The organism is Stenotrophomonas sp. 107298_Sma (genome assembly GCF_056480345.1).
The window spans coordinates 2,993,345-3,009,705 of record NZ_CM151094.1 but is presented as its reverse complement, the minus strand read 5'-3'; the positions used below and the strand labels follow the sequence as shown (position 1 = coordinate 3,009,705).

At 64.2% G+C, this 16,361-nt stretch carries 16 protein-coding genes; 9 read left to right on the top strand and 7 right to left on the bottom strand.

The features are described 5' to 3' along the window. Nucleotides 1-22: 22 nt before the first annotated feature. Nucleotides 23-1,012 carry a zinc-dependent alcohol dehydrogenase family protein gene (locus ACZK2G_RS14205; RefSeq protein WP_478473658.1) on the bottom strand — a complete coding sequence of 330 codons (990 nt, stop codon included), beginning with the start codon at nucleotides 1,010-1,012 and terminating at the stop codon, nucleotides 23-25. Between the two features lie 122 nt (nucleotides 1,013-1,134). Here ACZK2G_RS14205 and ACZK2G_RS14200 point away from each other — a divergent pair, with 122 nt between their 5' ends. The 3 genes from ACZK2G_RS14200 to ACZK2G_RS14190 all read left to right on the top strand — a co-directional run bounded on the left by ACZK2G_RS14200 (nucleotide 1,135) and on the right by ACZK2G_RS14190 (nucleotide 4,096). After that, on the top strand, nucleotides 1,135-2,040 hold the full coding sequence (locus ACZK2G_RS14200; protein ID WP_337302667.1) for a LysR substrate-binding domain-containing protein: 906 nt from the start codon (nucleotides 1,135-1,137) through the stop codon (nucleotides 2,038-2,040). Between the two features lie 51 nt (nucleotides 2,041-2,091). After that, entirely contained in the window at nucleotides 2,092-2,601 is a 510-nt protein-coding gene (locus ACZK2G_RS14195; protein WP_295380632.1) for a DUF4952 domain-containing protein, read from the top strand. A gap of 64 nt (nucleotides 2,602-2,665) precedes the next feature. After that, complete coding sequence (locus tag ACZK2G_RS14190; RefSeq protein WP_478473657.1) at nucleotides 2,666-4,096, top strand: serine hydrolase domain-containing protein; 1,431 nt, start codon at nucleotides 2,666-2,668, stop codon at nucleotides 4,094-4,096. A gap of 16 nt (nucleotides 4,097-4,112) precedes the next feature. Here ACZK2G_RS14190 and ACZK2G_RS14185 read toward each other — a convergent pair whose 3' ends face one another. The 4 genes from ACZK2G_RS14185 to ACZK2G_RS14170 form a co-directional block, all read right to left on the bottom strand. Next, nucleotides 4,113-4,505, bottom strand: coding sequence for a DUF3037 domain-containing protein (locus ACZK2G_RS14185; protein ID WP_478473656.1), 393 nt, complete (start codon nucleotides 4,503-4,505; stop codon nucleotides 4,113-4,115). After that, nucleotides 4,483-5,259: a HipA family kinase gene (locus ACZK2G_RS14180; protein WP_478473654.1), complete on the bottom strand. Its 777-nt coding sequence runs from the start codon at nucleotides 5,257-5,259 to the stop codon at nucleotides 4,483-4,485. The genes ACZK2G_RS14185 and ACZK2G_RS14180 overlap by 23 nt, the downstream gene beginning before the upstream one ends. A gap of 69 nt (nucleotides 5,260-5,328) precedes the next feature. Beyond that, nucleotides 5,329-6,753 carry an XVIPCD domain-containing protein gene (locus ACZK2G_RS14175; RefSeq protein WP_478473653.1) on the bottom strand — a complete coding sequence of 475 codons (1,425 nt, stop codon included), beginning with the start codon at nucleotides 6,751-6,753 and terminating at the stop codon, nucleotides 5,329-5,331. Nucleotides 6,754-6,765: 12 nt separating this feature from the next. Next, nucleotides 6,766-7,272 (bottom strand): hypothetical protein, encoded by a 507-nt coding sequence (locus ACZK2G_RS14170; RefSeq protein WP_478473652.1) that lies wholly within the window; start codon nucleotides 7,270-7,272, stop codon nucleotides 6,766-6,768. A 571-nt stretch (nucleotides 7,273-7,843) separates the two neighbouring features. Here ACZK2G_RS14170 and ACZK2G_RS14165 point away from each other — a divergent pair. From ACZK2G_RS14165 to ACZK2G_RS14155, 3 genes are all read left to right on the top strand, one after another. Further along, nucleotides 7,844-8,173, top strand: coding sequence for a hypothetical protein (locus tag ACZK2G_RS14165; protein ID WP_006376346.1), 330 nt, complete (start codon nucleotides 7,844-7,846; stop codon nucleotides 8,171-8,173). A 157-nt stretch (nucleotides 8,174-8,330) separates the two neighbouring features. Further along, entirely contained in the window at nucleotides 8,331-10,793 is a 2,463-nt protein-coding gene (locus tag ACZK2G_RS14160; RefSeq protein ID WP_478473651.1) for a S9 family peptidase, read from the top strand. Between the two features lie 215 nt (nucleotides 10,794-11,008). Then, entirely contained in the window at nucleotides 11,009-11,329 is a 321-nt protein-coding gene (locus ACZK2G_RS14155; RefSeq protein ID WP_478473650.1) for a hypothetical protein, read from the top strand. 13 nt (nucleotides 11,330-11,342) lie between these two features. Here ACZK2G_RS14155 and ACZK2G_RS14150 read toward each other — a convergent pair whose 3' ends face one another. Beyond that, nucleotides 11,343-12,326, bottom strand: coding sequence for a hypothetical protein (locus tag ACZK2G_RS14150; protein WP_046986801.1), 984 nt, complete (start codon nucleotides 12,324-12,326; stop codon nucleotides 11,343-11,345). Between the two features lie 138 nt (nucleotides 12,327-12,464). On the opposite strand from ACZK2G_RS14150, the gene ACZK2G_RS14145 reads away from it, so the two are divergent. The 3 genes from ACZK2G_RS14145 to ACZK2G_RS14135 all read left to right on the top strand — a co-directional run bounded on the left by ACZK2G_RS14145 (nucleotide 12,465) and on the right by ACZK2G_RS14135 (nucleotide 14,882). Beyond that, a complete protein-coding gene (locus ACZK2G_RS14145; protein ID WP_046986802.1) occupies nucleotides 12,465-13,430 on the top strand; it encodes a DUF2268 domain-containing putative Zn-dependent protease in 966 nt (321 codons plus the stop codon). 49 nt (nucleotides 13,431-13,479) lie between these two features. Further along, on the top strand, nucleotides 13,480-14,283 hold the full coding sequence (locus tag ACZK2G_RS14140) for an SGNH/GDSL hydrolase family protein (protein ID WP_478473648.1): 804 nt from the start codon (nucleotides 13,480-13,482) through the stop codon (nucleotides 14,281-14,283). An 80-nt stretch (nucleotides 14,284-14,363) separates the two neighbouring features. Further along, complete coding sequence (locus tag ACZK2G_RS14135; protein WP_478473646.1) at nucleotides 14,364-14,882, top strand: hypothetical protein; 519 nt, start codon at nucleotides 14,364-14,366, stop codon at nucleotides 14,880-14,882. 576 nt (nucleotides 14,883-15,458) lie between these two features. On the opposite strand, the gene ACZK2G_RS14130 is transcribed toward ACZK2G_RS14135, so the two are convergent. Continuing rightward, entirely contained in the window at nucleotides 15,459-16,319 is an 861-nt protein-coding gene (locus ACZK2G_RS14130) for a LysR family transcriptional regulator (protein ID WP_478473645.1), read from the bottom strand. Between the last annotated feature and the right edge of the window lie 42 nt (nucleotides 16,320-16,361).

Genomic DNA, 16,361 nt, shown 5'->3' with positions numbered 1-16,361 from the left:
CCGACCCCAGTGCGTGGCGCTGTCACACCGTCACCACCACCTTGCCGATCTGCTCGTTCGATTCCAGGTAACGATGCGCGTCCTGGATCTGCGCGAACGGGAACACCTTTGCGATCATCGGCACCAGCACGCCCTTGTCCAGGCCGTCGACGATGAATGCCTTGGCGCGGGCCAACGCGGCATCGTCGGAGACGATTTCCGAGTACAGATAGCCTTTCAGCGTGAGCGACTTGCCCAGCACGTTGAACAGCGGGAACGGGGTCGGTTCGCTGCTCAGCGCACCGTACTCCAGCAGGATGCCGCCACGCGCCATGGCTTCGGTCAGCGGCACGAACTGCGGGCCACCAATCGGGTCGAACACTACGCGGGCACCGGCACCACCGGTGATGCGCGCCACTTCGGCCGCCAGATCCTGTTCCTGGGTGGCGATGACATGGGCGGCACCGGCATCGAGCAGGGCCTGGCGCTTGCCCGGGCCGCGCGTTACCGCGATCGGCGTGGCACCTACCGCGTTGGCGATCTGGATCGCAGCCAGGCCGACACTGCTGCTGGCAGCGGTGATGATGACGAAATCCCCGGCAGCCAGCTGCGCCTGCTCCAGCAACGCACCCCAAGCGGTGACGTACTGCATCCACACCGCGGCCGCCGTTTCAAAGCCCAGTGCCTGCGGATGCTTGACCACCAGCCGCGCCGGCACGTTGGCCAGTTCGCCGTACGTGCCCCAGCGTGCGATATCCAGCGGCGGGACCACGCTGACGGCATCGCCGACTGCGAACCCGCTCACCGCACTGCCGACGGCTTCGATCACGCCGGCCGCTTCGTAGCCCAGGCGGCTGGGGAACTGCGCTTCCTGCAGGTAGGCGCCGTTGCGGAACATCACCTCGGCGCGGTTCAGGCCGATGGCCTTTACCCGGATCTGGATCTCGTCGGCGGCAGGGGCCGGAACGTCGATGTCGTCGATGCTCAGGACATCGGCGTTGCCGTACTCGTGGATGCGGACAACCTGGGTCATGGGGAGGGCTCCAATGAGAAGCCGGCGAAGGGGGCCGGCAGGAAGGTGAGGTCTACTGTGCGCGTGGTCTGCATCCAGAATAAGGGGTAATCTCGGGTTTCATTGAAAAATAATCTTTTGCAATGGACCTGATCGCTCCCCTGCGGACCTTCGCCAAGGTGGCCGAGGCCGGCTCCTTCGCCGCTGCGGCCGATGCACTGGACCTGTCGCCACAACTGGTCGGCAAGCATATCCAGGCATTGGAACAGCACCTGGGCGTGCGCCTGCTCAACCGCACCACGCGCAAGCAGAGCCTGACCGACTTCGGCCAGGCCTATCTGGCGCGGGCGCGGGTGATCCTGGAAGAAGTGGAGGGCGCCGAGCAGTTGGCCGAAGTGGCCCGCGGGCGGCCGATGGGACGCCTGCGCATCAGCGCGCCGGTCACCTTCGGCGTGCACGCACTGGGTCCGGCGGTGGTGGCTTACATGCAGCAGTACCCGGACGTGCAGGTCGATCTGAACCTGTCCAACAGCCTGGTGGACATCGTCGAAGACGGTTACGACCTGGTGTTCCGTACCGGTGACCTGGCCGACAGCGGGCTGGTGGCGCGACGGCTGGGGCCGTATCCCCTGGTCCTGTGTGCATCGCCGACCTACCTGTCATCGCGCCCGGCCATTGTTCGCCCGACCGATCTGAGCCGCCATGAGTGCCTGGGTTTCGCGCATTCGATCATCCGCACCCGCTGGAGCTTCCGCGACGCCGACGGCAGCGTGCTGACCGTGCCGGTGTCCAGCCGTTTCATGGTCAACCAGGCCGAGCCGCTGCTGACCGCCGCCATCGGGGGGCTGGGGCTGATCCTGCAGCCGCACGAAATGCTGGCCGGAGCATTGGCGCGCGGTGAACTGGTGGAAGTGCTGCCGGCGTACGTGCCGGTGTCGACCTGGATCAACCTGGTGTATCCACGCGATCGCCAGCTGACCCCCAAGTTGCGCAGCTTCCTCGACTTCTGCGTGGCGTGGTTCAACGAACAGACCATGGCGCGGCGATAGCGCGACCATCGGTTAGCATGGTTTCCATCAACCGCGAAGGATCGCATCCTCATGTCGCTTCCATGGCTGCAGCGTGTCGCGCGCTTCCTGCTGCTGGTGCTGCCTGCGTTGCTGTTCAGCTCCGGATTGCAGGCTGCCGAACTTCCAGCGCAGGCGCTGGCGGAGTGGGAAGCGCACGGTCGTGCCGATGGTCTGGCCCGAGCTGACACGGTCTGCCAGGACTTCCTGAAGGCAATGGGCCGGAAACCAGAAGGCCTAGAGTACGTGGATTGCAGCCAGAACGATGCCTCCTACATCAAGCCGATCGAAGCCCACTACCGCGTTGCGGGTGCCCAGGCAGCGAAGGTCGAAGCCTTCCTGCACGCAACGTTCGGCTTGCCTGCATTGCGTTACGTCTGCTGCGGCTGGAGCAACGGTGAACCTTACTACTGGCGCGAAGGTCCGGACGCGGTGAGATACCAGATCGGCATGGGGGTGGAATCGCTGCCGTACGAACGGGACGAATGGCAGCGCATCGAGGCATTCAACGTCACCGTAGAGGTGTTGCGGCAGACTCCCTAGCGTAGATGCGGCGGGTGGTTCCTTCGTCTAGGATGCGCCCAGGGATCCCCGCAAAGGAACTGCCATGAGGGCTGTTGGACGTCTGCTTCTCTGCAATGCGCTGGCATGTTCGGTCTTGATGGCCACGTCGGTTTTTCCAGCAGTTGGCGCAACATCTTCCGAACGTGCACATCCGCGCGCGCAGGATGCCATCGATGACTGGCTTGCGGCGTTCAATGCAGGCAGCCTCGATGCGTTGCAGGCATTCGCCGACAGATATGCGAAGAAGCAAGGCAGTAGTCCCAAGGACTATCTCGAGTTCCGCGAGAGCACCGGCCCACTGCGCGTGCTGGAAACACTCGAGAGCGCGCCCAGCCAGGCGAAGCTGCTGGTGATGGGCCAGCTGAGCGAGCGCGCGATGTGGGTGACGGCCGTCATGGATCCGGCCAGCCCGGCGCATCTGAAGCAGTTCCAGATCGAAGGCACTGAAACTCCGGACAAGTTCAAGCCGGAGAGGGTTGCTTTGCCTGCGCTGATGGCCGATGCCACAGCAAAACTGGAGGCGCTGCGGGCGCAGGATGCGCTGTCGGGTGCGTTGCAGGTGGCACAGAACGGCAATGTGCTGCTGGACTGGCGCGGTGGCGATGCCGATCGCACCGCTGGTATTCAAGTGGGCGTGGGTACGCAGTTCCGCCTTGCGTCTTCCAACAAGATGTTCACCGCAGTGGCCATCCTGCAGCTGGTACAGGAGGGCAAGCTCAGCCTTGATGACACGATCGGCAAGCATCTGCCGGACTATCCGAACAAGGCCGTTGCCGGCACCGTGAACGTGCGCCAACTGCTGACCCACACCAGCGGCCTGGGCGATTTCTTCGGCGACGATTTCGAGCAGTATTCCGCGTCGTTGAAGACGCTGGATGACTATGTGCAGCGCTTTGCCAGGGATGCACCGCACTTCACGCCGGGCAGCCAGGACAGCTACTCGAACTATGGCTTTATCGTGCTTGGGCGGATCATCGAGGCCGTCTCCGGGCAGTCGTACTACGCGTATTTGGAAGAGCACATCCTGCGCCCGGCTGGAATGACCGGCACCGGCTTCGAGCCGGAAACAGTGAGCGTCCCGCAGCGTGCCGTCGCCTATACGAAGAAGGATGGGCAATGGGTCCGTGAAACGAAGTCGCTGCCCTGGCGCGGCATTTCAGCCGGTGGTGGCTACAGCACGGTGGCCGACATGGTGAAATTCGCCGAGGCATTGCGCAGTGGAAGGCTGGTCTCACCTGCATTGCTGCAGCAGGCCACCACGGCGCAGAACCACAAGGGCTGGTACGGATTCGGCTTCGTGGTGCAGGGCGAGGGCAGGGAGCACCAGTACGGCCACGAAGGCGGTGCGCCCGGCTCCAACAGCGCCATCGTGGTGCTGCCCGCACAGGGCTATGTGATCGTTGGGCTGGCCAATGTCGATCCGGATGCGATCGGCAATGTGGTCAATTACATCGCGCGACGTGTGCCGCTTTGATCGCGACGTGTGCCGGTCATTCCGGCACCCGCACCATCTTCGTCATCAGATGTTCCACCACACCTGTCGGGTCCGCAGTGCGGCCGACGTGCGTGCTCGACATCTGCACCACCGAACTGCGCTTGGCAGTGAGGAAATGGAAGCGCGAACGCGCGGGCAGCTGCGCGATTGGTCCGGCGGTCGCGTCGCCGCGGCAGATGGCCACGATCGCATCCAGCCACGGCTGCAGCGCCTCCTGGTCCAGCGCTGGGGCGAAGGCTTGCAGGCGTGCCGGATCGATCTCGATGGCCGCTTCCAGATGACGCGCGCCGGGACAGGAGACGATCACCCCGACGTTGATGAATTCCTCGCGCTCCACCCGCGGCACCACGCGGATGACGGCGTAGTCATACGTGTGCAGCGTGGGCACGGATGGCCTCCTGCACGAACACCGCACGCACTTTCAGGCGGTGCTTTAGATAACTGATGTAGCCTTGGCGGTAGGCCTGCGGGCTGTCGAACGCGGGCTCATTCACCAGCCAGCTGTCCGGCACCAGGCCGACGATACGCTCGATCTCGGCATCGGTCAGGCGCGCGGCCAGCTCGGCATCCACCCCGGCGATGCGGCTGGCGAACGACAGCAGCACATGGTCGCGGATCAGAACGAACGGCTTCTCGCAGGCATCGCCAGCATTGGCCCAATCGTGGTGGAAGTACATCGCCGCGCCGTGATCGATCAGGTACAGCCTGCGGTGCCACACCATCAGGTTGGGGTTCCGCGTGGTGCGGTCGACATTGCTGGTGAACGCATCGAACCAGACGATGCGCGAGGCCAGATCGGCATCCACCGGCATTGCCGCCGGGTCGTAGTTGATCGCACCGGGCAGGTAGTCCAGGCCCAGGTTCAAACCTTCGCTGGCGCGGATCAGTTCCTGGATCTCCGGATCCGGCTCGGTGCGGGCAAACTCGCGGTCCAGCTCCACGAACAGGATCTCCGGAATCGGCAGGCCCAGCGTGCGCGCCATCTCACCGGCGATCAGTTCGGCGATCAGTGCCTTCGGTCCCTGGCCGGCGCCACGGAACTTCAGCACGGCCATGCCGTCGTCGTCGGTCTCGACCACGGCCGGCAGGGAGCCACCTTCCCGCAAGGGAGTGATGTAGCGGAGGGCATGTACGGTGCGCATGCGCGCATTCTAGCGTGGGTGCCGCCAAGGGAGCGCCGGGGCGCCCCGGCGGCTCCACGTCATTCACTGTCAGTGAGCCAGCGCACCGCGCTGTTGTTCCTGCACCTGTGCGCGGGTCTGCTCCTGCGAGGCCTGATCGGCCTGCCGGTTGACCACGGCAAGTGTGTCCAGGCTTTCCTGCACGGGGCGTTGTGCGGCCTCGGCAGTGGGCGAGGAGGCGCGCAGCGAGGCTGGATCATCCAGCGGCCCCTTCACCACGAAGATGTTCTGCGCCGCGCCCGTACCATCGGTCTGGCGGCTGAGCACCACATGGTCGACCCGGTCCAGCCCGTTTTCGCGGGCCAGCACCAGAAGGCTGGCGCTCAGGCGCTCGCTGGACGCATCGAAGCTGCGTCCATTGGCGGCATCCAGCTCAGCCACCTTGCCGCGGATCTGTTCGTGCAGGGAGCGGTCACGCCCTTCCGCAAGCGGCGTCGGTATGCCATCGCCCTCCGTCGCATGCCGTGCGGTGATCGGCACATGCGTATGCGTGCCCTCAGTGTGGTCGAAGTAACGCAGCGTCGACGGCGAGGTACTGGTATCGAAGTAGGGCTGGCGCGGGGGCGAGCCCTCGCCGAGGTTGAGCCCGTTCTGCTCCAGCAGGCGCTCGTCCAGGCCCAGCTTCTTCATGTTCACTTCCATCCGGCTGACGCCGTCGGGCGCTGGATTCGCGGCCTCGTATCCGCTGGCCAGTTTGATCGCCTGGACGCCGTAGAAATTCTGGTAGTCCGAATTCCCATGATGGCCCAGGCCGGTGCTGACGCCCTGATCGTAATAGTGCTTGGCCATTCCCTCGATGTTGGCTGCGGTGGGGGAGATGGTCAGGTCCGCATTGAGGGTCAGCTCCGGGTGCGGTGCATAGGTGATCGGCGGGCCGGGTCGCGACTGGATGACGTCTGTCGAGCGGGTGCTGGCTTCATACAGGTCGCGCAGGGTAGCGTCCGGGTTGCTGGCACGTACCTGGCTGACCAGCGCATTCCAGCCTGCGATGTTCGAAGAGGCCTCATCGCGGCGGTTGGCGGCGAGCAGGGTGCCGATCGCCTCGGTGTAATCATGGCTGGTGGTACGGCCTGCGATCTGCTCCACGTCGGCATCGAACTGCACGTAGGCACGCTCGACATCAGCATCGTTGAAGCCATGCTGGATCTCGTGACCGAGTACAAAGGTGACCTCGGCCGCGTCGAACCTGTCCGGCGCCGCCGGGGTCGACAAGCTGCTGGCGGGCAGGTTGATGGATTTCGTGCCGGTCTCGTAGGTGCCACCCGCATTGCTTGCGGCGGGCAACAGTTCGAAGCGTTCCAGATAGCCTGCCGCGATGGCTGCGTCCACCTGCTTTGCCAGCACGGGCGAACCCGCGATGACGCTGCGCAGGTTGCCGACCTGGTCGCTGGTGACGTCGGTCTTGCCGGCGAACTCGCCCAGCAGGCGTTCCGTTTCTGCGGAAAGGATCGTCATTGATGGCTCCCCTTACTGCACGGTGACAAGACGCACGCAGGCATGCGTGGCGTCGCCGAGGGCGTGGGGGTTCTCGGGCATGGTATTGACCTTGATGCTCAGCTGCGGTCGATCAAAGCGGTCGTAGATCACTCGGCCGTGTTCGCCGCGCACCGTCTCGCGCTTGAAGCCAGCGGCATCCAGTGCCGAAGCGAAGTGGTTGAAGTCGACCTGGCAGATCGCCGCGGCCGAGGCCTTGCGATCGCTGCTGGTGTCCATGAAGTTCAGGTCCAGCCGCGCGTCGGCAGTGCCGGCCCGCTGCACTTCCAGTCCGTAGCCCCATTCCGGTGTCAGCGTGCCGCCATAGCCGAAGTGGCCGGGGCCGAAGACCTGCGCCGGCGCCTGCATCGCCGCGGACAGGCGCTCGGCGGTGAGCTCGCGGGTGGAGGTCGTCGTCTTGATAAGGTCCAGCAGGCGCAACAGCAACTGCTCCGCGTTGAGCGGAGAGGGCGGGGAAGTCTCGGCTACAGATGGGGCCATGGTGTCGGTTCCTTGAGAAGTCGGCGTGCGGTCGGCGGCATGTGCGCAGGCGCAGAGCGTGGCCGCTGAAAGTGCGAGCGTCCACGGTCGTATGAATGCGTACCGGGGCATGTGCGTTCCTTGCAGATTGAAGGCTGACCCTAGGTGCAGCCGGGTGAAGCAGAGGTTAAGCGTAATCGAGGCACCCGAATGCGATACAAAAGGTGAACGGGTGCGCATTCTTCACTTGACCATTCCGCGCGCGATGTCAGCATCGGGTCCATGGAGCATCAACTTCGCGTGTGACCTTCAACAGGAGGCCGTCATGCAACAACAGCGCAGCTGTCACGCTTTACCCTGCATGCAATGCAACGCGTGGTGTTGACCCTGGTCTGATACGGCCACTTTGCCGGCACGGATGGCCGCCACCCACAGCATCCGCCACTGTTCACCCGACGCGGTCCCGGCCTTGACGTGCCGGCCCTGCAATACAGACATACGCCCGTCAGATTGTCCCTGCGTTGCCCGATGGCCTTCGCAGCGCGGAGGCTGGCTTGTCCATGATGATCCTGCAGGCTTTGGAGGTGCACCGATGAGCGACCAATACGAACGAATGCTGCCGGCCCTGGACGATGCCAAGGTCGAAGAAATGATCGGAAAACTGGTGCTGGTCGGGGTGACCCGCTACGGCGGCGACGGCCAGGTGCAGGGACTGGAGCAGTATGCGGGAACGGTGCTGCGCATCAGTGCCGATGAAGGCGTTGTGCTGGCCGACGAGAATGATGGCCACGAGCGTTACCTGCCGCCGATGCTCGACCAGTACCTGCCGGCCCAGCCGGGTGAGTACCGGATGAGCAACAGCGGCATGATCGTGGTCGACCCGGACTATCTCACCGCCTGGGACCTGCACGCCCAGCAGTAGTGCCAGGCCATGCCTGGCAATGGCCGTCCGGCCACCTGCACTCCACTTTGCCCCATCCGGCCACTAGCCCTTCCGGCCCATTCACGACAACCCCTGCGGTGCTAGATTCGGGGCCATGCCCGATTCCGGGTACCCATTCACACCCCAGGGGATAAGGATGCTGATCCGTCGAACCTCTCTGGCGGCGGCTGTTGCCGTTGCCACTGTCGGCCTGCTGGCCGCTGGCCCGGCGCTTGCCGATTACGCGAAGCCGCCGGAACACCTGCTCAAGGTGCTGAAGGCACTGCCGCCGCCGGCACCGAACGTGGCCCCGGGCGGCCAGCGCCTGCTGCTGACCACCGCACAGACCTATCCGTCGATCAGCCGCGTCGCCCAGCCGTACCTGAAGCTGGCCGGTGTGCGTCTGGAGCCGAAGAACCGCAGTCGCCATGACACTCCCGGCGGCTACGGTATTCCGGCCTGCGTGGCCGACTTCACCCTGGTCGATATCGGCAGCGGCAAGGAAACCAAGGTCAACCTGCCGCAGGGCTGCGCCACCGGCGCGCTGTGGTCGGCCGACGGCAGCCATTTCGCCTTCCAGAATGCGGTTGATACCAGCGTGCAGCTGTGGGTCGGCGATGCTGCGACCGGCCAGGTGAAGCAGGTGCCGAACGTGCAGCTGAACCCGATCTTCGGCTACACCGTGCAGTGGCTGGGCGGCAGCCAGAACCTGCTGGTGAAGCTGGTACCGGCCAATCAGGGTCCGGCGCCGTCCAACGGTGGCGTGCCGACTGGTCCGGATGCGCAGGAGTCGCTGGGCAGCAGTGGCGAGAGCAGCACCTACGAAGCCCGCGACACGCTGACCAGCGTGCATGACGAGAAGCTGTTCGCCTACTACGGTGCGTCGCAGCTGGCCGTGGTCGATACCGCCGCCAACAGCGTGCGCCCGGTCGGGCAGCCGGCGCTGTTCAACGAGGTCAGCGCCGCGCCCGATGGCGTGCATGTGCTGACCGAATCGATCAAGGCCCCGTACTCGCATGCCGTGACCTACCAGCGCTTCGCCAACGATGTGGCAGTGCTGGATGTCAGCAACGGGCGCAGCACGCCGATCGCCAGCCTGCCGCTGGCGGATCGCGTGCCGGTGCACGGCGTGCCAGAGGGCCCGCGCGGTTTCGACTGGCGAGCCACCGATCCGGCCACTCTGGTCTATGCCGAAGCGCTGGACAAGGGCGACTGGAAAATCAGCGTGCCGCACCGTGACCGAGTGCTGATGCTGAAGGCCCCGTTCAACGGCAAGCCGACCGAGATCACGCGCACCGCACAGCGCTTCGAAGGTTTTGCATGGACCGCTGATCCGGCCGTGGCTTTCCAGTATGAGAACGACGAGAACCGCCACTGGGTGCAGACCCGCATCGTCGATGTGGACCAGCCGAAGAAGGAAGGCCGCCTGCTGTGGGACATGTCCAGCGATGAGCTGTACGGCAATCCCGGCAACCTGGTCTTCACCCGCCTGCCGAATGGCGCGCAGGTCGTACGCCAGGATGGCAACCACGTGTTCCTCAGCGGCCGTGGCGCCTCGCCGCAGGGCGACCGTCCGTTCCTGGACCGCCTGGACCTGGGCACGCTGAAGAGCGAGCGCCTGTTCCGCAGCAGTGCCGACGCCTACGAACAGTTCCTCGGCTTCAGCAACACGCCGGGGCGCTACCTGACCTGGCACCAGTCGGTGATCGATCCGCCGAATGCCTTCATCCGCCAGCAGGGTGAAGCGGTAGCCGGCGCGAAGACCGGCGAAGCGCAGTTCGCCTCTACCGCGACCGCGCTGACCAGGCTGGTCGACCCGACCCCGGAAGTGCGCCAGATCAAGAAGCAGCTGGTGACCTACAAGCGCGCCGACGGCGTGGACCTGTCGTTCACTCTTTACACGCCGCCGGGCTACAAGGAAGGCCAGCGCGTGCCGGCGATCCTGTACGCGTATCCCGCCGATTTCGCCAATGCGGCGCAGGCCGGTCAGGTGTCCGGTTCGCAGCAGACCTTCACCCGTCTGCAGCCGTACCGCCTGATGCTGCTGGCCGGCTACGCGATCATCGACAACGCCTCGTTCCCGATCGTGGGTGACCCGAAGAACGCCTACGACACCTACCTGGAGCAGCTGGAAGCCGATGCCAAGGCCGCGGTGGACAAGGCCGTGGACATGGGCGTGGTCGATCGCAACCGCATCGGCGTGACCGGTCACAGCCACGGTGGCCTGATGACCGCCAACCTGATCGCCCACACCAACCTGTTCAAGGCCGGGGTGGCGACCAGCGGTTCGTACAACAAGACCTTCACCCCGTTCGGCTTCCAGAATGAGCGTCGTTCGGTATGGCAGGCGCAGCAGGTGTACCTGAAGGCCTCGCCGTTCTTCTACGCCGACAAGATCAAGCTGCCGCTGCTGCTGGTGCACGGCGAGGACGACGCCAACCCGGGCACCGAACCGTTCCAGTCGCGCAAGCTGTACCAGGCGATCCGCGGCAACGGTGGCACCACCCGCCTGGTGATGCTGCCGAACGAACCGCACTGGTACACCGCGCTGGAATCGAACGAACAGCTGGTGGCGGAAATGCTTAACTGGTTCGACACTTACGTGAAGAACGCAAAGTAGAGTCGAGCTTGCTCGACTGCCGTGGAAAGGCCGCCTCCGGGCGGCCTTTCTGCATCCTGTAGAGCCGAGCCCATGCTCGGCTGCTGTCCACATGTAAATGATGCCGACGGCTTTGCAATCAACTGTGGAGACTCGGTAACGACGTGTTACCGGCACATTCGCATGCCATGCAGATGGGCTAGGCTGACCCTGTGAGTTCGCCCCGGGTCGGTGCAATGAAAGCCATTCTTCTTGCTGGAACGTTGTACTTGGTCCTGGTCTCAACTGCAGGTGCGCAGCCACTGCCCACCGAACTGGCGCAGCTGGGCATCGTCGCCGGCATGCCCTACGCCAAGGCCAAGCGCCTGCTGGATGCCGCAGGCTGGCAGATAAAGCCTGCGCAGGGCGCGCCGGAGTCGCTGGAGGGCTTTCCGGAAGTCGGATGCCAGAAGGACGGAAAGCAGTGTGCGACGACCTTCGAAAAGGACGGTCAACAGATCGCGGTGCGGCTGGGCACTACCCTGGCAGGGCAGCCGTTCGTGCAGAGCGCTGACTGAGCGTCCGCCACGCTCACGCCAGCGGTAGACGATCCTGCGCGTGCGACAGCCGGTCATGCAGATCGCGCACGTGCTCGGCCTTGGCATGCACCCGGGTCGTATCGCCGAAACTGCGTAGATAAGCGCAGGCCGCGAAGCCGGCGCTCTTCTTTTCGTACTCGGCAATCCAGGCCAGTCGATCCGGATTGTTGGCCTGTTCGGCTGACCATGCGGCCACCGGTGGCCGGATGCGGTACTTCAGGCCGACGCGCCACGGCTTCGGTGTCAGTCGCGCACGGAAACAATGCTGCAGCCGGCACATGCGCGCGTACAGGGTGTCGGTGCCCAGTGCCTTGAATAACGACTGCAGCTGCTCGTCCTCGGGCGAGAACGAGGCATGCATCGCCAGCACACGCAGCCCGGCCGGCGTGCGGTAGGCGCGCAGATGCCAATCCGGATGCTGTTCGATGAAGGCTGCGACGCGCTGCAGGGCTACACCTTCGGCGCCACCGGCGGCGGCCAGGCGCCGCTTGCGCTGCATCAGCATCGCGGCGTTCACCAGCACCACGGCCGCCACACCCAGTACCAGTCCCACCAGCCAGTGCCAGAGCAGGGTGCCGATGATGGCACCGGCGAACAGCAGCGCTGCGGCGATGAGGGCGGGCATCACGCAACCTGCCGGTGGTTGCGCATGGTCGATGTCGGCGAACAGCACGTCCGGGGTGTTCAGGCACAGCGCGCCATAGCTGTTGCGGGTGATGATGACATCGCTGTCGCGCTGCACGATCTGCTCGCGGATCGGTACCCCTTCCACGCCGTAATTGCTGCGCACTTCGCGGCGCGGGAGCGCCTGCCCGGCAAGAATGGCGTTGAGTGCTTCGTTGGCACGGCGGTCGGCGTGTCCCTGGGCCTCGGCAGGGCTTTCGTCGGACCAGCCGAAGCGACGCACGACCACCGGCCGGCCGCGGAAACGGGCCTGCAGGCGGGCTTCGGCCCAGTACGCGGGAACGATCATCATCGTGCGGTGCTCCATCTTCCGTGGCAGGTGCCGAAGCGAGTCTGGCACAGCGCCGGGGTGCCCGCATCCGCCTGCTGCGGTTGGCCGTGCGGAGTGATAGATTGCGCGCTTCGCATGCACTCCACCAAGGACGGAGCGATGTCCATGATCCTGCGCGGCCTGTTGGCCCTGGCCTGTGCCGGGGCGACGGGCGTGGCCACGGCGGCAGCTCCGGCGGGGCCGCAGATCCTCACCGAGGATGTCAGTCGTTTCTATGCGCTTTACGATGGTGCTGGCGGTAAACCCAGTGTTGCGCAGCTGCGTGGATACATGGCCGAAGGTTCGACGGGCCTGGCGGAGCTGGCCAAGGCGCGCCGGGTAACTCCCGAACGGATGGCCGAGTCCATCGCCAGCCAGCCCGAGCTGTATGCGCAGGGGCGAAACTGCCTGGCCGAGCTGCCGGCGGTCAAGCAGCGCCTCGTACAGGTGTTCGCCAACCTGCAGGCGATCTATCCGCAGACCCGGTTCCCGCCGGTGACCATCGCAGTGGGCCGTGGCCGGCCTGTGGGGCTGACCTCGAAGAGTGGGGTGATCATCGGCCTGGAAGCGCTGTGCGCGGCCGACTTCATGAATCCCAGTGTGCAGGACCGCTTCGTGCACGTGATCGCACACGAGTACGTGCACATCCAGCAGACCGGCCTGAGCGACTTCGAGCCGGGAGATCCGCGCGCGACCGTGCTGCGCGTGTCGCTGGGCGAAGGCATCGCCGAGTTCATCACCGAACTGATTTCCGGCAACGTCGGCAATGGGCGCCACGCGGCGTGGACGCGCGGCCGGGAAGTGCATATCGAAAGTGCATTCGCACTGGATCTGGACAGCACCGACCTGTCGCCGTGGCTGTACAACTACAAGCCGGGCTCGCAGGAGCCCTATGACCTGGGTTACTGGGTGGGGTACCGCATCGCCAAGGCCTATTACCTCCAGGCCAAGGACAAGCGTGATGCGGTGCGTGCGCTGATCCAGCAGGACAACCCGAAGGCGATCCTGGCCGCCAGCGGCTGGACGCCGGGCATGTGGATGCCGGCGAAGGTGACCGGTGTCGCGGCGCGCACGGCTGCACGCTGAGCGCGGGGCAGGGCGTTAGACTGCTGGAGACCGTTTCAGGAGAAACCGCATGCGTGGACCTGTTGGGATTGCCACTGCCACCGTCGTGATGCTGGGCCTCGCGTTGGCTTCTCCGCTGGGTGCCGCTGAAGCCGTCGCAGTCAATCCGCTGCTGCGGACGCCCATTGACCAGCTTCGTCCCGACGAAGTGCGCTTCATGCAGCAGCGCCTGGCCGATTGGCCGGAGCTGCAACGCTATCGTGATGCCAACGCGCAACTGCCTGCGGCAGTGCCGTGCCAGCCGCGCGTGGTGTTCTTCGGCGACTCCATCACCGAAGGCTGGGGAAGGGAAGGCAGTGCCGGTTTCTTCCCCGGCAAGGGCTGGCTCAATCGTGGCATCAGCGGCCAGACCACGGCGCAGATGCTGGTGCGCTTCCCGCAGGACGTGCTGGCGCTGAAGCCACAGGTGGTGGTGATCCTGGCCGGCACCAACGACATCGCCGGCAACACCGGCCCGTCCACGCAGGCGATGATCGAAGACAACCTGTACGCGATGGTGGACCTCGCCCGTGCACACGGCATCGCCGTGGTGCTGGCATCAGTGCTGCCGGTCAGCGACTACCCGTGGCTGCCGGGCACGGCACCTGCGCCCAAGGTGCGTGAATTGAACACGGCATTGAAGCGTTATGCCGATGCACAACAGCTGGTCTATCTGGACTACTACACGCCGATGGCCAATAGGGCTGGTGGACTGGATCCGCAGTTGGCCGACGACGGCGTGCATCCCACGGCGAAGGGCTATGCGGTGATGGCGCCGCTGGCCGAGGCGGCGATTAGCGTTGCACTGAATGATGAGAAGTTCAGAGATCCATAGATCTGGCTTTATGCGTCAGGCGTTGACGAGATTGCCTCGCGACTGGGGGGCTTGTCTGCGGAAGAATGACTGACTTGTGCTTGAAACTGGAAAAAGCGATGCGCGGGATTTCTCTCTCGGTGGTGGAAGCGGTCGCAAGGGCAGTTTTTGAGCGAAGTCCTTCGCTTGTCACTGAATTTTACTCGGCTCCTGGAGAGGATTTTCAACGATTCAGTAGCGCTGAAGAGCTCTGCAGCTATGCGAAGTTGCTCCGCGAAGCAAAAGGTGGAGCCGTTTTCGTTGCAGTTCAATATCCTGATATGTGTGGAGAAGTCAGTGTCCGGAAGGTTGAACTGATCAAGGGGCCGGATAGCGGAAAACACCGGTTCACCATAGGCGGATGGGGGCTGATCAACGTTCATTTGCCTCTATCTCCAGATGCCAGCATGTCGGCAAGAATCTGCGTTTTGTCGGAGCGCGCAGCACTTGGTAGAGAGCGAGCCGGCGTAGGTCTTCCTGCCGTAGATGGCTGGAACTGGAGAGCAGTCGAGTCGCACTCGCGTAGATTGAAACGGGTGCTGAATTCTGCAGTTGCGAGATCGGTGGTGACATCGCAATAACCTTCAACGCTGATGGGATCGGGAGGGCGACCTGCTCCAGCTGTCAGGTGCGCGATATCTTGGCCTTCGATAATCAGCGTGTTTGGGTGTCCGCACGGCACGGCACGGCACGGCACGGCATGCCAGCGCCAGTGGCACGGTCAATGGGGAGAAATGTTAGTAGAAGTCAGTGCGACTCAATACGCTCAGTTGGATGAGTTTGTCAGCGCTCTGTCAAATCGAGACACAGATACACTGATGATGAAGTTCAATCTGTCCGCCCCAGTGATCAGTGAGATATTCGAGGCGTTGCTGGTGTACTTTTCGCCGAGCGCAAAATTGTCAGCGCCACCGCTAGCGAGCCAGTACGAAGAGTTTCCTCTAATCGTTGCATACGAAAGCGCAGCGGGTGACATTTCAGGGGAGTTCTGTGTGCTTGAAAGCGACGAGCCCAGCGAGGCCATCTTATGTGTTGTTTTTTTGACGCAGCGCCAAACGAGCTGTGCTACGGATTCATAAACTCATAGCAATGGCAATGAGGCAAGGATCGCCGAAGATTGGCCCAGGGAAATGACGTGGCGCAACCGGTCGATGCTGCTAGTCATTCGGCAGGTTCGCCAGCAGCCACTCACAGAAGCTGATCACCAGCGAATCGGCCGCGCTGTCCTCATGCACCAGCCAACTCCAGCGTGGGCCGCGCACGCGTGCATCATCCAGGGCTTGCAGTAGGCCTTGTTCGCACGCATGCGCGCTCAGCAGTTCGCTGACCAGTGCGATGCCCAGCCCTTGGCAGGCAGCATCCAGCAGTTGCCCGGGCTCGGAGAAGTTCATGCCTTCGCGGCGCTGGCCCACGTCGGCGCCACCCTGCACCTGCCATTGGCTCCAGTCCATCTCACGTTCGCCATGCAGGGTGAGGCGTTCGTGCACGGGCGTGGCCAGCAGGTTGGGATGGCAGGCCGGATAGAGGCGGTCCTGCAGCAGCACGCGATGCTGGCACTGCGCCTGTGAGTCGAGGTCATCGCGTACCGCCACGTCCAACGTCTGCGTGGTCATGTCCGGTGCTTCTTCGCTGGTCAGCAACCACAGGTCGGCGTCGGGGTGCAGGCGGTGGAAGCTGGCCAGGCGCGGCACCAGCCAATGCCGGGCAAAGGCCGGGCTGGTGTTGACGATCAGTTGATTGGGCTTGCGGTACTGATCGAGCCGGCGGATGCCGCTGGCCAGCTGCCGCAGCAGGGATTGAGTGGTTTCCAGCAGGTCGATGCCGGCGTCGGTGAGGGTGACGCTGCGGCCCTGCCGGAAGAACAACGGCTGCTGCAGCGACGCTTCCAGGCCCCGGATCTGCTGGCTGATGGCCGACTGGGTCAGGTGCAGTTCCTCGGCCGCACGGTGGAAGCTGCCGAGCCGGGCGGCAGCCTCGAAACCCCGCAGGGCGTTCAGCGGTGGCCAGTGTTTGAGCATTTCAGGTAAGTAAAACTGTTCAATTGATGGCTGAATCTATCG

Coding starts and splice junctions, on each gene's coding strand:
- ACZK2G_RS14175 (WP_478473653.1), bottom strand. CDS start 6,753: ATGACGATCCTTTCCGCAGAAACGGAACGCCTGCTGGGCGAGTTCGCC.
- ACZK2G_RS14155 (WP_478473650.1), top strand. CDS start 11,009: ATGAAAGCCATTCTTCTTGCTGGAACGTTGTACTTGGTCCTGGTCTCA.
- ACZK2G_RS14130 (WP_478473645.1), bottom strand. CDS start 16,319: ATGCTCAAACACTGGCCACCGCTGAACGCCCTGCGGGGTTTCGAGGCT.
- ACZK2G_RS14170 (WP_478473652.1), bottom strand. CDS start 7,272: ATGGCCCCATCTGTAGCCGAGACTTCCCCGCCCTCTCCGCTCAACGCG.
- ACZK2G_RS14190 (WP_478473657.1), top strand. CDS start 2,666: ATGAGGGCTGTTGGACGTCTGCTTCTCTGCAATGCGCTGGCATGTTCG.
- ACZK2G_RS14140 (WP_478473648.1), top strand. CDS start 13,480: ATGCGTGGACCTGTTGGGATTGCCACTGCCACCGTCGTGATGCTGGGC.
- ACZK2G_RS14160 (WP_478473651.1), top strand. CDS start 8,331: ATGCTGATCCGTCGAACCTCTCTGGCGGCGGCTGTTGCCGTTGCCACT.
- ACZK2G_RS14145 (WP_046986802.1), top strand. CDS start 12,465: ATGTCCATGATCCTGCGCGGCCTGTTGGCCCTGGCCTGTGCCGGGGCG.
- ACZK2G_RS14205 (WP_478473658.1), bottom strand. CDS start 1,012: ATGACCCAGGTTGTCCGCATCCACGAGTACGGCAACGCCGATGTCCTG.
- ACZK2G_RS14150 (WP_046986801.1), bottom strand. CDS start 12,326: ATGATGATCGTTCCCGCGTACTGGGCCGAAGCCCGCCTGCAGGCCCGT.
- ACZK2G_RS14165 (WP_006376346.1), top strand. CDS start 7,844: ATGAGCGACCAATACGAACGAATGCTGCCGGCCCTGGACGATGCCAAG.
- ACZK2G_RS14195 (WP_295380632.1), top strand. CDS start 2,092: ATGTCGCTTCCATGGCTGCAGCGTGTCGCGCGCTTCCTGCTGCTGGTG.
- ACZK2G_RS14180 (WP_478473654.1), bottom strand. CDS start 5,259: ATGCGCACCGTACATGCCCTCCGCTACATCACTCCCTTGCGGGAAGGT.
- ACZK2G_RS14200 (WP_337302667.1), top strand. CDS start 1,135: ATGGACCTGATCGCTCCCCTGCGGACCTTCGCCAAGGTGGCCGAGGCC.